17 protein-coding genes are annotated in these 18,634 nt (G+C 47.3%); 11 read left to right on the plus strand and 6 right to left on the minus strand.

The features are described from left to right. The first annotated feature begins 27 nt into the window (after positions 1 to 27). From hemE to NYE62_RS05175, 5 genes are all read left to right on the plus strand, one after another. Positions 28 to 1,089, plus strand: a complete 1,062-nt coding sequence (gene hemE, locus NYE62_RS05155) for a uroporphyrinogen decarboxylase (protein ID WP_042635706.1) — start codon at positions 28 to 30, stop codon at positions 1,087 to 1,089. Between the two features lie 75 nt (positions 1,090 to 1,164). Continuing rightward, a complete protein-coding gene (gene hemH, locus NYE62_RS05160; protein WP_007409212.1) occupies positions 1,165 to 2,100 on the plus strand; it encodes a ferrochelatase in 936 nt (311 codons plus the stop codon). A 27-nt stretch (positions 2,101 to 2,127) separates the two neighbouring features. Further along, positions 2,128 to 3,561 carry a protoporphyrinogen oxidase gene (hemY, locus tag NYE62_RS05165; RefSeq protein WP_003155220.1) on the plus strand — a complete coding sequence of 478 codons (1,434 nt, stop codon included), beginning with the start codon at positions 2,128 to 2,130 and terminating at the stop codon, positions 3,559 to 3,561. Positions 3,562 to 3,709: 148 nt separating this feature from the next. Then, entirely contained in the window at positions 3,710 to 4,282 is a 573-nt protein-coding gene (locus NYE62_RS05170; RefSeq protein ID WP_003155219.1) for a TetR/AcrR family transcriptional regulator, read from the plus strand. A gap of 74 nt (positions 4,283 to 4,356) precedes the next feature. Next, on the plus strand, positions 4,357 to 6,690 hold the full coding sequence (locus NYE62_RS05175; protein WP_342497275.1) for a YhgE/Pip domain-containing protein: 2,334 nt from the start codon (positions 4,357 to 4,359) through the stop codon (positions 6,688 to 6,690). Positions 6,691 to 6,752: 62 nt separating this feature from the next. Here NYE62_RS05175 and fabHB read toward each other — a convergent pair whose 3' ends face one another. Both fabHB and NYE62_RS05185 read right to left on the minus strand, forming a co-directional pair. Next, positions 6,753 to 7,730, minus strand: a complete 978-nt coding sequence (gene fabHB / locus NYE62_RS05180) for a beta-ketoacyl-ACP synthase III FabHB (RefSeq protein ID WP_007409208.1) — start codon at positions 7,728 to 7,730, stop codon at positions 6,753 to 6,755. A gap of 136 nt (positions 7,731 to 7,866) precedes the next feature. Then, entirely contained in the window at positions 7,867 to 8,088 is a 222-nt protein-coding gene (locus NYE62_RS05185) for a hypothetical protein (RefSeq protein ID WP_007409207.1), read from the minus strand. Between the two features lie 122 nt (positions 8,089 to 8,210). Between NYE62_RS05185 and NYE62_RS05190 the strand changes: the two genes are divergently transcribed. Next, positions 8,211 to 9,251: a M42 family metallopeptidase gene (locus NYE62_RS05190; RefSeq protein ID WP_342497276.1), complete on the plus strand. Its 1,041-nt coding sequence runs from the start codon at positions 8,211 to 8,213 to the stop codon at positions 9,249 to 9,251. 40 nt (positions 9,252 to 9,291) lie between these two features. Here NYE62_RS05190 and NYE62_RS05195 read toward each other — a convergent pair whose 3' ends face one another. Continuing rightward, positions 9,292 to 10,581 carry a cation:dicarboxylase symporter family transporter gene (locus tag NYE62_RS05195; RefSeq protein ID WP_003155211.1) on the minus strand — a complete coding sequence of 430 codons (1,290 nt, stop codon included), beginning with the start codon at positions 10,579 to 10,581 and terminating at the stop codon, positions 9,292 to 9,294. Between the two features lie 233 nt (positions 10,582 to 10,814). Then, the gene (gene yhfH, locus NYE62_RS05200; protein ID WP_003155209.1) at positions 10,815 to 10,949 is read right to left on the minus strand and encodes a protein YhfH; all 135 of its coding nucleotides are present in this window, start codon (positions 10,947 to 10,949) and stop codon (positions 10,815 to 10,817) included. Between the two features lie 156 nt (positions 10,950 to 11,105). On the opposite strand from yhfH, the gene NYE62_RS05205 reads away from it, so the two are divergent. The 4 genes from NYE62_RS05205 to NYE62_RS05220 all read left to right on the plus strand — a co-directional run bounded on the left by NYE62_RS05205 (position 11,106) and on the right by NYE62_RS05220 (position 15,247). Continuing rightward, positions 11,106 to 11,840: an MBL fold metallo-hydrolase gene (locus NYE62_RS05205; protein WP_144664061.1), complete on the plus strand. Its 735-nt coding sequence runs from the start codon at positions 11,106 to 11,108 to the stop codon at positions 11,838 to 11,840. A 12-nt stretch (positions 11,841 to 11,852) separates the two neighbouring features. Next, entirely contained in the window at positions 11,853 to 12,848 is a 996-nt protein-coding gene (gene lplJ, locus NYE62_RS05210; protein ID WP_342497277.1) for a lipoate--protein ligase LplJ, read from the plus strand. 80 nt (positions 12,849 to 12,928) lie between these two features. Then, a complete protein-coding gene (locus NYE62_RS05215) occupies positions 12,929 to 13,573 on the plus strand; it encodes an SDR family oxidoreductase (protein WP_007409203.1) in 645 nt (214 codons plus the stop codon). Positions 13,574 to 13,705: 132 nt separating this feature from the next. Next, positions 13,706 to 15,247, plus strand: a complete 1,542-nt coding sequence (locus NYE62_RS05220) for a fatty acid--CoA ligase family protein (protein ID WP_007409202.1) — start codon at positions 13,706 to 13,708, stop codon at positions 15,245 to 15,247. A 47-nt stretch (positions 15,248 to 15,294) separates the two neighbouring features. On the opposite strand, the gene NYE62_RS05225 is transcribed toward NYE62_RS05220, so the two are convergent. Then, positions 15,295 to 15,690: a hypothetical protein gene (locus NYE62_RS05225; RefSeq protein ID WP_012117225.1), complete on the minus strand. Its 396-nt coding sequence runs from the start codon at positions 15,688 to 15,690 to the stop codon at positions 15,295 to 15,297. 154 nt (positions 15,691 to 15,844) lie between these two features. Here NYE62_RS05225 and NYE62_RS05230 point away from each other — a divergent pair, with 154 nt between their 5' ends. Then, positions 15,845 to 17,095: a M48 family metallopeptidase gene (locus tag NYE62_RS05230; protein WP_053104193.1), complete on the plus strand. Its 1,251-nt coding sequence runs from the start codon at positions 15,845 to 15,847 to the stop codon at positions 17,093 to 17,095. 46 nt (positions 17,096 to 17,141) lie between these two features. On the opposite strand, the gene NYE62_RS05235 is transcribed toward NYE62_RS05230, so the two are convergent. Next, positions 17,142 to 18,290: a S8 family peptidase gene (locus NYE62_RS05235; RefSeq protein WP_007409199.1), complete on the minus strand. Its 1,149-nt coding sequence runs from the start codon at positions 18,288 to 18,290 to the stop codon at positions 17,142 to 17,144. Positions 18,291 to 18,634 lie beyond the last annotated feature (344 nt).

Consider the following 18,634-nt stretch of genomic DNA (forward strand, 5'->3'; position numbering starts at 1 on the left):
GTTGCAGGAGGAAAGGTGGAAATTCAGATGAGTAAACGAGAAGCGTTTAATGATACGTTTTTAAAAGCGGCACGGGGAGAAAAAACAAATCACGTCCCTGTCTGGTACATGAGACAGGCGGGGAGGTCTCAGCCGGAATACCGCAAGCTGAAGGAAAAGTACGGCTTAGTCGAAATTACGCATCAGCCCGAGCTGTGCGCGTATGTGACGAGGCTTCCGGTCGAGCAGTACGGAGTGGACGCTGCCATTTTATATAAAGACATTATGACGCCGCTTCCTTATATCGGAGTGGATGTTGAAATAAAAAACGGAATCGGCCCGGTGATCGATCAGCCGGTGCGCTCTGCTGCGGATATTGAAAAGCTCGGCGAACTGAATCCCGAACAGGATGTTCCTTACGTGCTGGAAACGATCCGATTACTCGTAAACGAACAGCTGAATGTTCCGCTCATCGGTTTTTCGGGAGCGCCTTTTACGCTGGCCAGTTATATGATTGAAGGCGGGCCTTCTAAAAATTACAACAAAACAAAAGCGTTTATGCACAGTATGCCGCAAGCGTGGCAAATGCTGATGGACAAGCTCGCGGACATGATTATCGTTTATGCGAAAGCGCAGATTAACGCCGGCGCAAAAGCCATTCAGATTTTTGATTCATGGGTCGGCGCGCTGAACCGCGAAGATTACCGGCAGTTTATAAAACCGGTGATGGACAGAATATTCCGGGAGCTTTCAGCAGAACAAGTTCCGCTGATCATGTTCGGCGTAGGCGCAAGCCATCTGGCCGGGGATTGGCATGACCTTCCTCTTGATGTCGTCGGTCTTGATTGGAGACTCGGCATAGATGACGCCAGAAAACAAGGCATTACAAAAACGGTTCAGGGCAATCTTGATCCGTCGCTTCTTCTTGCGCCTTGGGAAGTCATCGAGAAAAAAGCGAAAGCGATACTTGATCAAGGCATGAAAACGGACGGGTTTATTTTCAATTTAGGGCACGGTGTATTCCCTGATGTCAATCCGGCAACGCTGAAAAAGCTGACGGCGTTTGTACATGAATACTCCGCGGCCAAAAAAACGGAACGATCTTCCTGAGCAGATCGTTGGTTATAAGAAGATTTTCCTGTCAAAATCAAGGTGGACAGACCATCAAAAGAGGTGTTTAACAAAATGAGCAGCAAAAAGAAAATGGGACTTCTTGTCATGGCTTACGGAACGCCTTACAAAGAAGAGGACATAGAACGTTATTATACGCATATCAGACGCGGAAGAAAGCCGGAGCCTCATATGCTTCAAGATTTAAAAGACAGATATGAAGCGATCGGAGGCATTTCGCCGCTTGCAAAAATTACGCAGGAGCAGGCGGAGAAGCTCGCACAGCGTTTAAATGAAATCCAGGATGACGTAACATTCAAAGTGTACATCGGATTAAAACATATTGAACCGTTTATTGAAGACGCGGTGGCGGACATGCATAAAGACGGCATTACAGAAGCTGTCAGCCTTGTGCTCGCCCCTCATTTTTCAACATTCAGCGTCCAGTCATACAACAAACGCGCGAAAGAAGAAGCGGAGAAGCTCGGCGGCTTGACCATCAAGTCTGTTGAAAGCTGGTATGATGAACCGAAATTCGTTGATTATTGGGTCAGCCAGGTGAAGAAAACGTATGAATCAATGCCGAAAGAAGAACGGGATGACGCGATGCTGATCGTCTCAGCGCACAGCCTTCCTGAAAAAATAAAAGAATACGGCGATCCGTATCCTGACCAGCTGGAGGAATCCGCAAAACTGATTGCCGAAGGCGCCGGAATTACCGATTACGCAGTCGGCTGGCAAAGCGAAGGGAATACCCCTGATCCGTGGCTCGGGCCGGATGTGCAGGATCTCACGCGCGATCTGTACCAAAAGCATCCTTATAAAGCATTTGTATACGTGCCCGCAGGCTTCGTTGCCGATCATTTAGAGGTGCTTTACGATAATGATTATGAATGCAAAGCTGTGACCGAAGAAGTCGGCGCAAGCTACTATCGTCCGGCCATGCCGAACGCACAGCCTGAATTTATCGACGCGCTTGCAGCGGTCGTGCTGAAAGAGCTGGACAAGTAGAATTAAACGGTAAAGAAGGCGATAAAAATGAGTGGCGATAAAAAACATCTGGTCATCATCGGCGGCGGCATAACGGGATTAGCCGCCGCCTTCTACATGGAAAAAGAAATCAAAGAAAAACAGCTGCCGCTTGAGGTCACTCTGATTGAAGCGGGCCCGAGAGCGGGCGGCAAAATTCAGACGGCGCATAAAGACGGCTACATCATTGAGCGGGGGCCGGATTCTTTTTTGGAAAGGAAAAAAAGCGCGCCGCAGCTCGTCAAAGATTTGGGGCTTGAGCATCTGCTCGTAAACAATGCGACCGGCCAGTCTTACGTGCTCGTCAACGAGACGCTCCATCCGATGCCGAAGGGCGCGGTGATGGGCATTCCGACCAAAATCGCTCCGTTCATCTCCACCGGTTTATTTTCTGTTCCCGGAAAGGCGCGGGCGGCGCTTGACTTTGTCCTGCCTGCGAGCAAACCGAAGGAAGATCAGTCTCTGGGTGAATTTTTCCGCAGACGCGTCGGTGACGAAGTCGTTGAGAATTTAATAGAACCGCTATTATCAGGGATTTATGCCGGAGATATTGATAAGCTGAGCCTCATGTCCACGTTTCCGCAATTCTATCAGACTGAGCAGAAGCACAGAAGCCTGATTCTCGGTATGAAAAAATCACGTCCGCAGCCTTCGGGACAGCAGCTGACGGCCAAAAAGCAGGGCCAGTTTTTAACGCTGACGACAGGGCTTCAAACGTTGGTGGAGGAGCTGGAAAAGCAGCTTACGCTGACAAAGGTGATGAAAGGAACGAAAGTCACCCATATCGGCCGCGAGGAGAAAGGATATTCCGTGACGCTTGATAACGGCAAAGTGCTCTATGCGGAAGGATGCATAGTAACAGCCCCGCATAAAGCCGCGGCGAAAATGCTTTCTGATCTGCCGGCGGTTTCATGTCTTAAAGACATGCATTCTACGTCCGTTGCCAACGTCGCCTTAGGTTTTCCTGAGGGAGCCGTCAAGATGGAGCATGAAGGTACGGGATTCGTTATCTCAAGAAACAGCGACTTCTCCATCACGGCCTGCACATGGACGAATAAAAAATGGCCGCACGCGGCGCCGGAGGGCAAAACGCTTCTCAGGGCGTACGTCGGAAAGGCCGGAGATGAATCCATCGTAGATCTTTCAGATAACGAGATCATTAAAATCGTAATGGAAGATTTGAAAAAAGTAATGAAAATAAATGGCGAACCGGAAATGACCTGTGTGACCCGCTGGAACGAAAGCATGCCGCAATACCATGTCGGCCATAAGGAGCGCATCAAAGAGTTCAGAGATGCGCTGAAAGCTTCCTATCCGGGCGTATACGCGACGGGCGCGTCTTTCGAAGGGGTGGGCATCCCCGACTGTATCGACCAGGGAAAAGCCGCCGTATACGATTCACTGGCTTATTTATTTGAAACGTACCAGCCTCCGTTATCGTAAAACGGAGGTTTTTTTGCATGTTCCCGTTCTGTAAAGGGAACACCAATAAAGAGAGAAAACATTTGAATCTTCTTTGTGACTGTGATAAGTTATCTTATGTACAAAATGACTAAAACGTTCAAACGGTCAATTTAACGAGGTGGGAAACATGTCCGTCGATCGGAAAAAGCTCATTCTGGAAGCGGCAACGAAGTCTTTTACACAATTCGGCTACAAAGCAACGACAATGGATCTGGTGGCAAAGCTTGCAAATGTGGGGAAGGGAACCATCTACACGTTTTTCAAAAACAAAGAAGAACTGTTTGATGATATTTTCACCACTATTTTAAGAGAAATGAAGGAACACGCAGACGAAGCGATGAAACCGGAGCTTTCATTTCACGAAAATGTCCACCGGGCGCTTGTCGCGATTTTGGAATTCAGAAAAACACACCAGCTGACTATTAAAATTTTTCAGGAGAACGCCGAGATTGGTACAATAGCCGTTCAGGATGTCATTGCGAAAATGGAGCGGGCCATTCTGTCATACATTAAAGAAAAGATAGAAACAGCCATTGAAAACGGAAGCATTAAACCGTGTGATCCGGAACTGACCGCTTTTGTGATGCTCAAGCTCTACATCGCGCTGATATTTGACTGGGAAAAAAACCATCCGCCTCTTGAAAAAGAGACGATCGCCGAATTGCTGGAAATGTATGTTGGTCAAGGATTATCTAAATAATAGATGATCCTTCACTTTTTAGGTGCCGTGACCGTTTTGTCAAATGAGTCAGTTTGCGGAAGGAGGCAACAGGGTTGAATACAATAAAAAGCCAGTGGAAAGACATTGTAACGAACAAGAAACTGTTAATCCCCATCATTGCCATATTATTCGTTCCGCTGATTTACAGCGGAGTGTTTTTGAAGGCGTACTGGGACCCGTACGGCACGGTGGATCAGCTGCCGGTTGTCGTTGTCAACCAGGATAAAGGGGCGGACTACGAAGGGAAACATCTTCAGATCGGTGACGACCTTGTGAAAGAGTTAAAGAAAAATGATAATTTTGATTGGCATTTTTCAAGCGATCTTGATCAATCGTTAAAGGACTTATTAAATGCTAAATATTATTTATTGGTCGAGATTCCTGAAGATTTTTCTAAAAACGCCAGCACGGTAATGGATAAAAATCCGAAGAAGCTGGATCTGAAATATCATACGAATGCCGGATCAAACTATGTCGGCGCGACAATCGGGGAAAAGGCGATCGACAAACTGAAAGCCTCCGTGTCGAAAGAAGTGACAGAGCAATACGCAAAAGTCATTTTTGATAACTTTAAAGATATTGCCAAAGGGCTCGGCAAAGCCAGCAGCGGAGCCAAGAAAATAGACGACGGCACGAAAAACGCGAAAGACGGCAGCGCCAAGCTGAAGGAAAATTTAGCGAAGCTTACTGAAAGCACCGCCACCATCGGCGATAAAACACAGCAGCTTGCAGACGGCGCGGCGAAAGTGACAAGCGGAATTCAAACGCTTGACAGCTCTATCGCAAAACTTCAAAGCGCAAGCGCCGAAATTCAAGATAAATCAGGACAGATTGCTTCAGGAGGAGACCAAGTGGCCAGCGGGCTGAAAACAAGCCTTGACGCACAAAAGCAGCTCCAGCAAAAGCTTCCGGATTTAACGAATGGATTAAGCGCGTTAAACAGCAAGGCGCAGGAAGTGTCGCAAAAAGCGGCGGCATTTGAAGATGCGATCAATTCAGTCAACCTGTCAGACATTGAAAACGCGGTTGGGCAGCTCGAACAGACTGAAAAGGACCTGCAGCAGTTTAAGAAGAAGCTTTCTGATCTGAAAAACAGCCTGGATGCCCGGGATGATGCGGTCAAAAAGGTGATTAAGGACAGTGATTTCTTAACGGATGAGCAAAAAGCGAAACTTGTTCAGCTTCTGAATGAGAAGCTTCCGAAGGCTGACCTTCCGAATTTAGACAATATCGTCAGCCAGCTTCCGTCCGGCGGAGATATTCAGCTTCCGGATATGTCAGTCATAAAAAGCGCGCTCAAAGATGTAAAAGCGAAGGCTGATCAGCTGAAAGCACTGCCTCAGTCCACATCGAAACTGTATAACGGCGCAGCGGCGGTACAAGACGCGATTAACCAGCTGACAGCGGGAACTGATAAATTATACAGCGGAGCGCAGACTGTTTTTGAAAGCCAAAACAAACTGACGGCCGGCATCGGCGAATACAACAGCAAGTTCGGACAGCTCAAATCAGGATCAGAAGCGTTAGTGTCAGGGAGCGGCCAAGTGTCAGGCGGCTTAACGAAACTGCTGGACGCGCAAAACAAAATCCATGACGGCTCGTCCAAAATTGAGCAGGGTCAAGCGTCTCTCGGCACCGGTTTAAGCAAGCTTTTAGACGGCACCGGACAATTGTCCAGCCAGCTGAAAGATGCGGCTGATCAAACCGGGGACATTAAGACAGATGACAAAACGTACAGCATGTTTGCCGATCCGGTAAAAACGGACGATAACGCGATTCATTCCGTGCCTAACTACGGTACCGGACTGACGCCTTATATTCTCTCTATGGGCTTGTATGTCGGCGGATTGATGCTGACGGTCGTATTCCCTCTGAGTGAAGCTTCAGGGCGTCCGAGAAACGGTTTTGAATGGTTCCTCAGCAAATTCAGTGTTATTCTTCTTGTCGGACTGATTCAATCCGTTATTGTTGCCACGGTTCTGTTAAAAGGAATCGGGCTTGATGTGGAAAGCACGTGGAGATTCTATCTCTTTACGATGATTACCAGCATCGCGTTCCTGTCCATGATTCAATTATTGGCGACAACGATGGGGAATCCGGGACGCTTTATCGCTGTCATCATTCTGGTGCTCCAGCTCGGGGCAAGCGGAGGAACCTTCCCGCTTGAACTCCTGCCGGGATTCTATCAAGTGATTCACGGGGCACTGCCGATGACTTACAGCATCAACGGGTTCCGCGCCGTCATTTCAAATGGCGATTACGGCTATATGTGGCAGCAGGCATCCATTCTGTTGGGCATCGCCGTTGTCATGATCGCGCTGACCATCGTGTATTTTACGGTGCAAAGCAAAAAAGAACACAAAACGGAAGAAGAAATAACAGCATAAGAAAAAGAGGCTCTGAGCAGATGCTCAGGGCCTCTTTTTTTTAGATTTCGATCGTCGTACTATTAAAATCCCCATCTCACCAACAGTCCGGTATACGTCAATCCGCCGCCGAACCCGAATAATACCAGCGTCTGGCCTTCCGACAGTTTTTTTGCTTTCACAGCTTCATCCAATGCGAGAATAATAGAAACCGATGAAGTGTTGCCGTAATATTCAACGCTTGTCAACGTCCGTTCAAGCGGGAAGGGCAGTTTTTCGCAGATGGATTCGATCATCCGCATGTTGGCGCTGTGAGGAACGAACCAATCCAGATCGTCTTTTGAAAAGCCGGCTTTTTCTAAAAGGGCATTGCATTCCTCAGGCACGGTTCTGGCCGCCCATTTATATACTTCGCGCCCGTTTTGCACCATGTTTCCTCCGCCTTTAAGCGGCTCGCCGTTTAATTCTGTGCTCAGTCCCGTGCGATACAGCACGTCCGCGCTTCCTCCCGCTGTTCCTTGCACGGCTGCCAAAAAGCCCGGCGCTGATTCATCGCGTTCCACCAATAGGGCGCCAGCAGCGTCTCCGAAAAGAACGCAGGTCGTCCGGTCAGTATAATCCGTTACCTTTGATAATGTTTCACCGGCAATGACAATCACTTTTTGATGGGAACCGGCGGTAATTAATGCGTCTGCGAGCTGAAGGCCGTAAGTGAGTCCGGCGCATGTGGCGTTAATATCAAGCGCCCCCGTGTGCGGCCAGCCGAAGTAAGCCTGCACGCGTGCCGCGGTGCTTGGAAACGCATAGTCCGCCGTCGTTGTGGCGACAAGGATCATATCGACATCATCAAGAGTTCCGCTGTATCGTTCTGCAAGGTTTTTCACCGCTTCCACACACAAATCCGATGTGAATTCATGTTCGCCGGCAATGCGTCTTTCCTTCATACCGGTGCGCTGGACGATCCATTCATCAGATGTATCGACGATGCGCTCCAAATCCGCGTTTGTTAATCGGCGTGCCGGAGCATATGTACCGATTGCTGTAATTTTAGATTTTGACATGAAAAATCACTCCTTTATATCAGATTATAACACCTGATATTATTACTTGGTACTAATTTTAATAAAAAAACCCAAGCAGCATCCGCTGTTTGGGGAGCATGAGATATCTATTTGTAAAACGGGCTTGTGTGAACGATTACCAATGACGGCAGCAGCGGCGGCATGAATGATGATGCTTCTTTTTATCTTTCTTCTTTTTTTCTTTCTTCTTTTTACAAGGGTCTTCTTTTTTCTTTTTACAGTGATCTTTTTCTTTTTTACAGCCCCAGAAGGCTGCACCAGACCAATCATCCTCAAACCAATCCTCAAACCAATCATTATGAAACCTTTTCCGCTTGTGCGGTTTACGGCTGATCATACATTTCCCTCCTATGCTCATGCTCCCTTCATTCTATGAAAAAAGAGAAGGAAAAGATTGGACGGGTTATGGATCAAAAGAGTATATTTTAAGAAGAATAAAATGGATAGGAGGAATGACCTGTGGCAAATATGAAACATACGATGGAACTGATTAAAGAATTGGTGTCGATTCCGAGTCCGACGGGCAATACATACGAGGTTATCGCCTATACAGAAAGTCTTTTAAAAGAATGGGGCGTCTCCTCTTACAGAAACCGCAAAGGCGGTCTTTTTGTCACAATTCCCGGCCGTGATGACAAGAAACACAGATTGCTGACGGCGCATGTCGATACGCTCGGCGCGATGGTAAAGGAGATAAAGGCGGACGGCCGGCTGAAGATTGACTTGATCGGCGGCTTCCGATATCACTCGATTGAAGGGGAATATTGCGAGATCCAAACTTCTTCCGGCAAAACCTATACAGGCACCATCTTAATGCATCAGACTTCAGTGCACGTCTACAAGGACGCCGGCAAGGCAGAGCGGAATCAGGAGAATATGGAAGTCCGCCTTGATGAGCCTGTCCGGACGAAGGAAGAGACGTCCGATCTCGGCATCAGGGTCGGCGATTTCATCTCATTTGACCCGCGCGTGCAGATTACGCCGAGCGGCTTTATTAAGTCCCGGCATCTTGATGACAAAGCGAGCGTGGCTCTGCTCTTGGATTTAATCCGCCGCATCACGGAAGAGAAAATCGAACTTCCGTATACGACGCATTTTCTGATTTCTAATAATGAAGAAATCGGCTACGGAGGCAATTCCAACATTCCTCCTGAGACCGTCGAATACTTGGCTGTTGATATGGGAGCGATCGGCGACGGCCAGTCTACGGATGAATATACCGTCTCCATTTGCGTGAAGGATGCGAGCGGCCCGTACCATTATCAGCTCAGAAAACATCTGGCCGGGCTTGCGGAGCGCTATGGCATTGATTATCAGCTTGATATTTATCCGTATTACGGTTCTGATGCCTCAGCAGCCATCCGTTCGGGCCATGACATCGTCCATGGGCTGATCGGCCCGGGAATTGACGCTTCACACGCTTTTGAACGCACGCATGAATTATCGCTTCTTAATACGGCGAAGCTTTTGCACCGGTACGTTTTATCGCCGATGGCATAAAAAACCCTGCGCGGAAATCATTCCGTGCAGGGTTTTCATTTTAACCTGAGATGGTTGTGTTTTGTTCTGTTTTGGCGAGGCTCATGACCTTCGCGCCTTTAACGGGATCATACTGGCCTTCCCATTTTGACATCACAACGGATGCCAGCGCGTTTCCGGTCAGATTGACGACCGTACGGGCCATGTCCATAATCCGGTCAACACCGGCGATGAATGCAAGGCCTTCTGCAGGAATGTTGAATGCGCCTAATGTCGCAAGCAGGACGACGAAAGAAGTCCCGGGCACGGCAGCCATTCCTTTGGAAGTGACCATCAAGACAAGCACAAGGGTAATCTGCTGCCAAATGGACAAGTCAATGTGGTATACCTGAGCGAGGAATAAAGCGGCGATAGATTGGTACAGCACAGATCCGTCTAAGTTAAAGGTATATCCGATCGGCACAACAAAGGAAACAATACCTTTCGGACAGCCGATTTTCTCCATTTTTTCCATAACGCGGGGGAGTACGGTTTCGGAGCTTGACGTACTGAACGCTAATAAAATTTCATCCTTCATATAGGCGAGGAATTTGAAAATGTTTACTCCGGCAAGCTTTCCGACGATTCCGAATACAACAATGAGAAAGAAAGCCAAAGCTACATATACTAAACCGACCAGTTTACCGAGTGAAAGCAGGGAACTGAGCCCAAATTTGGAAACGGTAACACCAATCAACGCAAAAACACCAAACGGCGCAACTTTCATGACGAGGTTCACAACATGGAACATCGCATGAGAAACACCTTCAAAGAAGGCCAAGACAGGCTTTCCTTTTTCACCGATTGCCGAGATGCCGAGTGCAAACAGCACGGTAAAGCAGATGATGGCAAGCAGATCTCCTTCGGCTAATGATTGGAAGAAGTTTGTCGGTACGATATGCAGGAATGTGTCTGCGATAGATTTGTTATTTTGTTCTTTTTCTGTTTCAACATATTGACTGATATCTGTTTTTTGAGCTTCATGTATATTAACGCCTGTTCCCGGATGAAACAGATTCGCCAAAGCCAGCCCGAGAATAATGGCAAAAGTGGTAATGATCTCAAAATACAAAATCGTTTTGAAGCCTAATTTTCCGACTTGTTTTCCGCTTCCCGCGCCGGCAACGCCGATGATTAAGCTGGAGACGACAATTGGAATCACTATCATTTTGATTAAGCGTAAAAACAAATCGCCGATAGGCTGTAAATATGTTGGAATGGCGGGATTGCCGTACCAGATGACACCGACTACAACCCCTAGTATGAGTCCGACGAAAATTTGCGTCGCTAGTCCAAAGCGTAATTTTTTCATAGATTACCTCCCGAAGAAAAAAGTGCAATAAGTATCTAAAAAGATAGCTATTAGAACAAATTATAATAGAAAAGAAAACAATCCGTCTATAGAAAAATATAGATTGAATATACTGAATCTTTTAAAACGTACAGATAATTGCTAATAATGGTGAATAACGCCCTATTCAGAAAGTATGATGACGGCCGAAAAAACGGGCGCCGCACAACTTAGAATTGTGCGGCGCCCTATTGTCACATATCCTTAATTTTCAAGCAGTCATTGCACAGATTAATGTGACACTCATACTGCTCAACAATCTCATTTCCGCATTCTTCGCATTTCTTACCGGGTAAATTTCTGAAAAAATCCGACATCTTTTCCAACATACCCATCCCTCTTTCATTGTTTTGTCTCTACATTGTATTATAACAGTTTGAGAAAATCAACGGCTGTTTTGACACAATGTTTAAAACATGCAATTTGTACGAAAAATAGGTATATTGGAGGAAAGGATCTTTTTATCATAAACATTGGAGGATCATATGAAAGTTACAGTTATTGGGTGCTGCGGCGGGTTTCCGGCCGCAAACGAAGCAACTTCAGGCTATCTGTTTCAGTCCGGCGGCTATTCTCTGCTCGTCGATTGCGGAAGCGCCGTATTATCAAAGCTGTTTGCCTATGTTCCGGCAGAAGAGCTTGATGCCGTCATTTTGTCCCATTATCACCATGATCATATCGCTGATATCGGGCCGCTTCAATTTGCCAAACAGGTCGGCTCCTTTCTCGGAAAAGGGACGCATGCACTGCCAATTTACGGGCATGATGCTGATATAGAACAGTTTGAGCGTCTTACATATAAAACGCATACAAAAGGAGTGGCCTATCAGCCGGACCGCCCGCTTTCTCTAGGTCCGTTCACCATTACCTTCCTGAAAACGGTGCATCCGGTCACTTGTTATGCGATGCGGATTACTGACGGTTTCGCTTCTGTTGTGTATACGGCTGATTCAAGCTACCAGGACGCGTTTATCCCTTTTGCGGAAAATGCCGATCTGCTGATCTGCGAGTGCAATTTTTACGCGGACCAGGACGGCACGTCAGCCGGCCATATGAACAGTTTGGAAGCCGGACGTATCGCGGAGGAGGCCGGAGCGGGGGAGCTGATTCTCACGCATCTGCCTCATTTCGGCGAGCACCGGAAGCTGAAAGAAGAAGCGGAATCCGTGTTCGGGGGCGAAGTGACAATCGCCGCTTCCGGATTGAAGTGGGAGAAATAAAGGAGGAGCACCATGTTATTTATCGACAACCAAAACATAACCGACCCGAGGATCAACCTCGCGATCGAGGAATATTGCGTGAAGCATCTCGACCCTGAACAGACATACCTGCTGTTTTATGTCAATCAGCCGTCGATTATCATTGGTAAGAACCAAAACACAATAGAAGAAATCAATACGAAATACGTAGAACATAACGGAATCATCGTCGTCCGCAGGCTGTCAGGAGGCGGTGCGGTTTACCATGACCTCGGGAATCTGAATTTCAGTTTTATCACTAAGGATGACGGCGACAGCTTTCACAATTTTAAAAAATTCACCGAACCCGTTATTCAGGCGCTGCGCCAGCTCGGTGTGGAAGCTGAATTAAGCGGCCGAAACGACATCGTCGCGGACGGCAGAAAAATTTCCGGCAACGCTCAATTTTCGACGAAAGGGCGTATTTTCAGCCACGGAACATTAATGCTGGATTCCGCCATTGATCATGTTGTGTCAGCCTTGAAAGTGAAAAAAGACAAAATCGAATCAAAAGGCATTAAGTCGATCAGAAGCCGTGTCGCCAACATCAGCGAGTTTCTTGATGACAAAATGACGGCGGATGAATTCAAAAAGCACCTGCTTCACCATATTTTTAATACAAATGATCTTTCCGAAGTGCCGGAATATAAACTGACCGATGAAGACTGGAAAGCGATCCGGAAGATTTCCGAAGAGCGCTATCAAAACTGGGACTGGAATTTCGGAAGGTCGCCCGCATTTAATCTTCAGCATTCGAAACGTTATCCGGTCGGATCGATTGATCTGCGTCTTGAAGTGAAAAAAGGAATCATTCAGGACTGCACAATTTTCGGTGATTTCTTCGGTGCGAAAGATGTGAGTGAAGTCGAACAGGCGCTGACCGGAAAACAGTATGACCGAACCGCTATCAAGGAGGCGCTGGCCGGAATCGATCTGAAACAGTATTTCGGCAAAATAGAGCTGGAAGATTTCCTCGAGCTGATTTATTAGAACATTTGCCGAACGCATGATTTGAATCAGCGCCCGTTTTTGTGAAATGATAGAACCATAATGAATGGGGAGGGATCATGATGAAAGTATTTCTCATCGGAGCAAACGGACAGATCGGACAGCGGCTGACCGGGCTGTTTCAAAAAGACGGCACGCATACGCTGCGGGCGATGGTCCGGAAACAAGAGCAGAAAGAAGCGCTTCAAGCCGCGGGAACAGAAGCCGTTCTTGCAGATTTGGAAGGAAGCCCGGAAGACATCGCGAAAGCCGCCGAAGGCTGTGACGCGATTGTGTTTACCGCCGGATCAGGAGGAAGCACCGGATACGATAAGACGCTTTTGATTGATCTTGACGGAGCCGCGAAAGCGATAGAAGCGGCAAAGATAGCAGGCATCAAGCGGTTCATTATGGTAAGCGCCCTTCAGGCTCATAACCGCGGCAATTGGAATGAAGCGCTGAAGCCGTATTACGCCGCAAAGCATTATGCGGATAAAATTCTTGAAGCGAGCGGTCTGACGTATACGATTATCCGGCCGGGCGGGTTATTAAATGATCCCGGCACAGGAAATATCAAAGCCGCGGCCGATTTGGAAAGAGGTTCCATTTCAAGAGACGATGTCGCCAAGACCGTTATCGCATCCCTTGATGAACCGAATACGTATGAAAAAGCATTCGATCTGACGGCGGGCGGCACGCCGGTCAGTGAAGCGCTGAAACAATTATAGTTTCCGGTTTTACGGCACTCGGGGCTTTTTGCCCTTGAGTGTTTTTCTATATTTTTCTATAATAAAAGTGAACGTTTATTCCGGATAAATGAATGACTATTCATTCATTACAATTTTTAAAGGGGTGGGAAAATGAATCTGGTTTCCAAATTGGAAGAAACGGCATCGCAGAAACCGGAAAAACCAGCTTGTCTGTTTCAAGATCAGTACATGACGTATGAGGAGCTGGCAGGTAAAATCAAAGCATTTGCAAACGGCTTGGAGGACAGGGGACTGAAAAAAGGGGATCATCTCGCGCTGCTGCTCGGAAATACGCCTGATTTTGTTATTGCGTTTTTCGGCGCGTTAAAAGCGGGAATTGTCGTCATACCTGTTAATCCGGCATATACACCTTCAGAAATCGCATACATGCTGAAAAACGGCGATGTCAAAGCGATCGCCGGCATCGACCTTTTAATTCCCGTATTTGAAAGCCTGCACGGCTCGCTGCCGCTGCTGGAGCATATCATTATCAGCCAGACAGCAGAGAACGCTCCATCGACAGAAGACCCTCAATTGCGCTTAAAAATGACAACGTTTACAAAAATGCTTCGCCCGGCGGAGCGCAGCAGAACTTATCCGACATTGTCCAAAGATGATACTGCCGTCATTTTATACACCTCAGGGACGACCGGAAAACCGAAAGGCGCCATGCTCACCCATCAGAATCTTTTCTCCAATGCAAATGATGTCGCCGGATACTTAGGAATGAATGAGAAAGACAAAATTGTGGCGGCATTGCCGATGTTTCACGTTTTTTGTTTAACCGTTTGTATGAATGCGCCTCTGATGAGCGGAGCGTGTGTCTTAATCGAGCCGCAATTCAGCCCGGCTTCTGTGTTTAAACTGATTAAAAGCCGTCAGGCAACCATTTTTGCCGGCGTTCCGACGATGTATAACTATCTGTATCAATACGAGCACGGCAAGGCGGAGGATTTTGCGTCCGTCAGACTGTGCATTTCAGGCGGGGCCTCCATGCCGGTCGCTCTGTTGCAGACGTTTGAACAAACCTTTGACGTCACCATTCTGGAGGGGTACGGACTTTCTGAAGCGTCTCCGGTTACTTGTTTTAATCCGTTTGACCGGGGGAGAAAGCCCGGCTCGATCGGGACGAATATTTTACATGTCGAAAATAAAGTCGTCGATACGCTCGGACGCGAATTGCCCGACCATCAAGTGGGAGAATTGATCGTGAAAGGGCCGAATGTGATGAAAGGCTATTACAAGATGCCCGAGGAGACGGAGCACGCGCTGAAAGACGGCTGGCTGTACACGGGTGATTTGGCGAAGCGCGATGAAGACGGTTATTTTTATATCGTCGACAGAAAAAAAGATATGATTCTCGTCGGCGGATACAACGTCTATCCGCGCGAAGTAGAAGAAGTGCTCTACAGCCATGAGGGCATTAAAGAAGCCGTGGTCATCGGCGTTCCTGACGCCAAAACGGGGGAAGCGGTGCATGCTTATATAGTGCCGGGGGACGGTGAGCTGACAGAGCAGGCGGTTTTTGATTACTGTGAAACACATTTGGCAAAATATAAACGGCCGGCGGAAGTGGTTTTTCTTGATGAGATTCCGAAGAACGCGACCGGGAAGCTGCTGAGGCGGGCGGTCCGGGACATGCTTCCGAAATGACGGACGAAAAGCGAAGCCGGGGGCTTCGCTTTTACATGCTGATCCGGTCAGCTCTGCGATTCTTCCTTAATGATGCTTTGCACAAGCTTCGTATCATGCCGGGTCAGTTTGTAATACGTGTTTTTATACTTGTACAGCATATAATTGCCGCCTTCGAGCCACATGCTGAATGAATCAAAACGGTCTTCATGGTATTTGACCGTTCCGTCGTAATCGGGAGATACGCTTTTGGTCAGTTTGACTTGTTTTCCTTGGTTCAAGATATCGAGCATATCTTTTACATTCTGCCTGTCTTTAATTTTGATTTCTTTTTTTCCGTGCTCAGACAGAATAATCAGATCTGCGTTGCTTGATGGAAACACATCGCCGGTCCGGCTGTATACATAGAAGAAAGCAATAACCAAAAGGGCGATTACTACAATAAACGCGATTATTTTTTTCATATTCATCACTCCGTTTTTTAGTCTTTCCCGCTTCCTGTTGTTCCATTCTTTTCTGTTGTGAAAAGATTAACATCCGTTTCGGAGGCTTGGTTCTATTTATTTGCATTTATGCTTACAATAGGAGTAAGTCATAAGGCTAAGGAGGGAGACTTCCATGCGCAAATGGATAGCGGCAGCGGGACTTGCCTATGTGCTGTACGGCCTTTTTTTCTATTGGTATTTCTTTATGACAGGCGACTCCGCCGTCCCGGAGGCCGTAAAGGGAACGAAAGCCGATCCGTCCTCGTTTATGGACCCGGGCCGCCTGGAAGCCGCTGAAAACTTTTCAAATGTAAAGGATTTTTTATTTTTCATCGGTGCGCCGTTAGATTGGTTTTTATTTTTTCTGCTGCTCATTACGGGGCTTGCCAAGAAAATAAAGCATTGGCTGGAAGCAGCGGTGCGCTTTCGGGTGCTGCAAATCGTAAGCTTCGTATTTGTGATTTCACTCATCGTTACGGCGGCTTCGCTTCCGCTTGAATGGATCGGATATCGGGTTTCGCTTGCGTATCATATTTCGACGCAGACAGCAGCAAGCTGGATAAGAGACCATGTCATTGATTTCTGGATCAGTTTTCCGCTGTTTGCCGTGTGTGTTCTTGTGTTTTACTGGCTGATCACAAAGCATACAAAAAAATGGTGGTTTTACGCTTGGTGTCTTACTGTGCCGTTTACCCTGTTTTTGTTTTTCCTGCAGCCGGTCGTGATTGATCCTTTATACAATGATTTCTATCCGCTGAAAGACAAGGAGCTGGAAAGCAAAATCTTGTCGCTTGCCGACAAGGCCGATATTCCGGCCAGCCATGTTTATGAAGTAAATATGTCGGAGAAAACGAATGCGCTGAATGCGTATGTGACGGGAATCGGTTCGAATAAGCGAATCGTTTTGTGGGATACGACGCTTAACAAACTGAAGGATCGGGAAATTTTGTTCATTATGGGGCATGAGATGGGGCACTATGTGATGAAGCACGTGTACATCGGACTGGCCGGGTATCTCCTGCTGTCATTAGCCGGGTTCTATATCATTGACAAGCTTTATAAGCGGCTGTCCAAATTCTTCGGCCGAATGCTTCATATAAAGGGGCCTGAAGATCTGGCCGCCCTCCCGCTGTTATTGCTGCTCATATCCGTTCTCAGTTTTGCTTCTGATCCGATTACGAATGCCGTCTCCCGGTATCAGGAAAACGCCGCCGACCGCTACGGCATTGAGCTGACCGGAAACCGGGAAGCGGCGATTGAGACGTTTCAGGACTTGGCCGATACGGGACTGAGCCGGGTCAACCCGCCGTTTCTCGTCAAAATTTTCAGAGGGAGCCACCCGTCGATCATGGAGCGGATTGAACATGCGGAGGAAGAAAAATAATAAAAAAAACCGGCGGGGCCATGGCCGACGCCGGTTTTTTTATGTTTTACTGAGCTGCCGCCTGTACGTTGATCAGCCCTTTTCCGTAGTAGAAAGCATCACCAAGTTTTGTAGTGGTGTTTTCTAAACTGCTGCGGACTTGAGTGTTTGTCCAGTTCGGGTGCTTAGAAAGAATCAAAGCAGCCGCTCCGGCAACGTGCGGAGATGCCATTGACGTACCATTGTACGCGCCGTATTTGTTTCCAGGAAGCGTGCTTTGGATAGAGACGCCTGGTGCCATGACATCAAGCTCAGAACCTACGCTTGAGAAAGATGCTCTTTGGTTGCTGCTGTTAACAGCGCCTACCGCAATGACAGAAGGGTATTTACCAGGGTAGCCCACTGTGCTTGAGCCGCCGGAAGTGCCTTCGTTACCGGCTGCCGCTACGACTACGACGCCGGAAGCAACGGCTTTGTCAACTGCCGCTTTTAACGCTGCAGAACCAGAAGGTCCGCCGAGGCTCATGTTAATAACGTCCATATTGTTTGCGATCGCCCACTCAATTCCGTTAATGATCCAGCTGTACTGGCCGGAACCGTCAGCGCCGAGAACTTTTACAGCGTAAAGAGATGCGCTTGGCGCAACGCCTAATACACCGACTGAGTTATTAAGAGCCGCAACTGTACCGGCAACGTGAGTTCCGTGAGAGTTGTAGTCTTGGAAAGGATTTGTTTCAGAAGGAACCATGCTGGCTCCGCCTGCTACTTTTAAATCAGGATGAGAAGAATCGATACCGCTGTCGATAACCGCTACTTTCACATTTGATCCGGTGAAGCCTTGAGAGTGCAGAGCAGGGGCTTTAATTTGTGATACGCCGTAAGGCACGGACTGCGCGTACGCTTTTGCAACGTGATCTTCTTCAACGTAAGCAACGCTTGGGTCTTTTTTCAGCTCTTTTACAGCTTTTTCATTTAATGTAGCTGAAGCTGCGTCTACATATTTGAATTGCTTTTGCACTTTCCCGCCTTTTTCAGAAATGACATCTTTTTTCTTAGCGGCGCTCATCGTGCTCATTGTCTGTTTAAATCCGACAATGTATTTCTTTTCCCCGTTTGATTTCCCTGCCGCCTGGGCAGGAGACGTGCTGCCGAACGCCATCGTAAAGATTAACGCTAAAGCAAACAGCAAACTGATCCATACCTTTTTGCCTCTCACTCTTTATCCTCTCCTTTTTTTCATTTGCAGAACAACCAATAGACAGATTATTCTGTGGATTAATTGTATAGCATGGAATAATATTTTAGTAGACCCAATTTTTTTCAATTTGTTTTATTTCTATTTAGGTATATCATCTCTCTTTCGTTTAATAGGAACCCGAAATATTTAAATTTTAATGGAAAAAACCGATGGAAGGACATGAGTATTTGTACACAGCCGCAATCGCTCTCTTGTTTGCTGGGTCGAACGGTTTGATTCCATTTTTGGAAGCTGCGGCAAAAACAGGATAAATGTCACCTTTTGTTGAATGCAGAAGTCTGATGGAAACGAAAGAGGAATGA

Origin of the sequence: Bacillus sp. FSL K6-2861 (assembly GCF_038630725.1) — a bacterium.
In the GTDB taxonomy this organism is placed as follows: Bacteria; Bacillota; Bacilli; order Bacillales; family Bacillaceae; genus Bacillus; species Bacillus velezensis.

Excerpts from the sequence above, each read along its gene's own strand:
- hemE (WP_042635706.1), top strand. The coding sequence starts at position 28 with ATGAGTAAACGAGAAGCGTTTAATGATACGTTTTTAAAAGCGGCACGG.
- hemH (WP_007409212.1), top strand. The coding sequence starts at position 1,165 with ATGAGCAGCAAAAAGAAAATGGGACTTCTTGTCATGGCTTACGGAACG.
- hemY (WP_003155220.1), top strand. The coding sequence starts at position 2,128 with ATGAGTGGCGATAAAAAACATCTGGTCATCATCGGCGGCGGCATAACG.
- NYE62_RS05170 (WP_003155219.1), top strand. The coding sequence starts at position 3,710 with ATGTCCGTCGATCGGAAAAAGCTCATTCTGGAAGCGGCAACGAAGTCT.
- fabHB (WP_007409208.1), bottom strand. The coding sequence starts at position 7,730 with ATGTCAAAATCTAAAATTACAGCAATCGGTACATATGCTCCGGCACGC.
- NYE62_RS05185 (WP_007409207.1), bottom strand. The coding sequence starts at position 8,088 with ATGATCAGCCGTAAACCGCACAAGCGGAAAAGGTTTCATAATGATTGG.
- NYE62_RS05195 (WP_003155211.1), bottom strand. The coding sequence starts at position 10,581 with ATGAAAAAATTACGCTTTGGACTAGCGACGCAAATTTTCGTCGGACTC.
- yhfH (WP_003155209.1), bottom strand. The coding sequence starts at position 10,949 with ATGTTGGAAAAGATGTCGGATTTTTTCAGAAATTTACCCGGTAAGAAA.
- NYE62_RS05205 (WP_144664061.1), top strand. The coding sequence starts at position 11,106 with ATGAAAGTTACAGTTATTGGGTGCTGCGGCGGGTTTCCGGCCGCAAAC.
- lplJ (WP_342497277.1), top strand. The coding sequence starts at position 11,853 with ATGTTATTTATCGACAACCAAAACATAACCGACCCGAGGATCAACCTC.
- NYE62_RS05215 (WP_007409203.1), top strand. The coding sequence starts at position 12,929 with ATGAAAGTATTTCTCATCGGAGCAAACGGACAGATCGGACAGCGGCTG.
- NYE62_RS05220 (WP_007409202.1), top strand. The coding sequence starts at position 13,706 with ATGAATCTGGTTTCCAAATTGGAAGAAACGGCATCGCAGAAACCGGAA.
- NYE62_RS05225 (WP_012117225.1), bottom strand. The coding sequence starts at position 15,690 with ATGAAAAAAATAATCGCGTTTATTGTAGTAATCGCCCTTTTGGTTATT.
- NYE62_RS05230 (WP_053104193.1), top strand. The coding sequence starts at position 15,845 with ATGCGCAAATGGATAGCGGCAGCGGGACTTGCCTATGTGCTGTACGGC.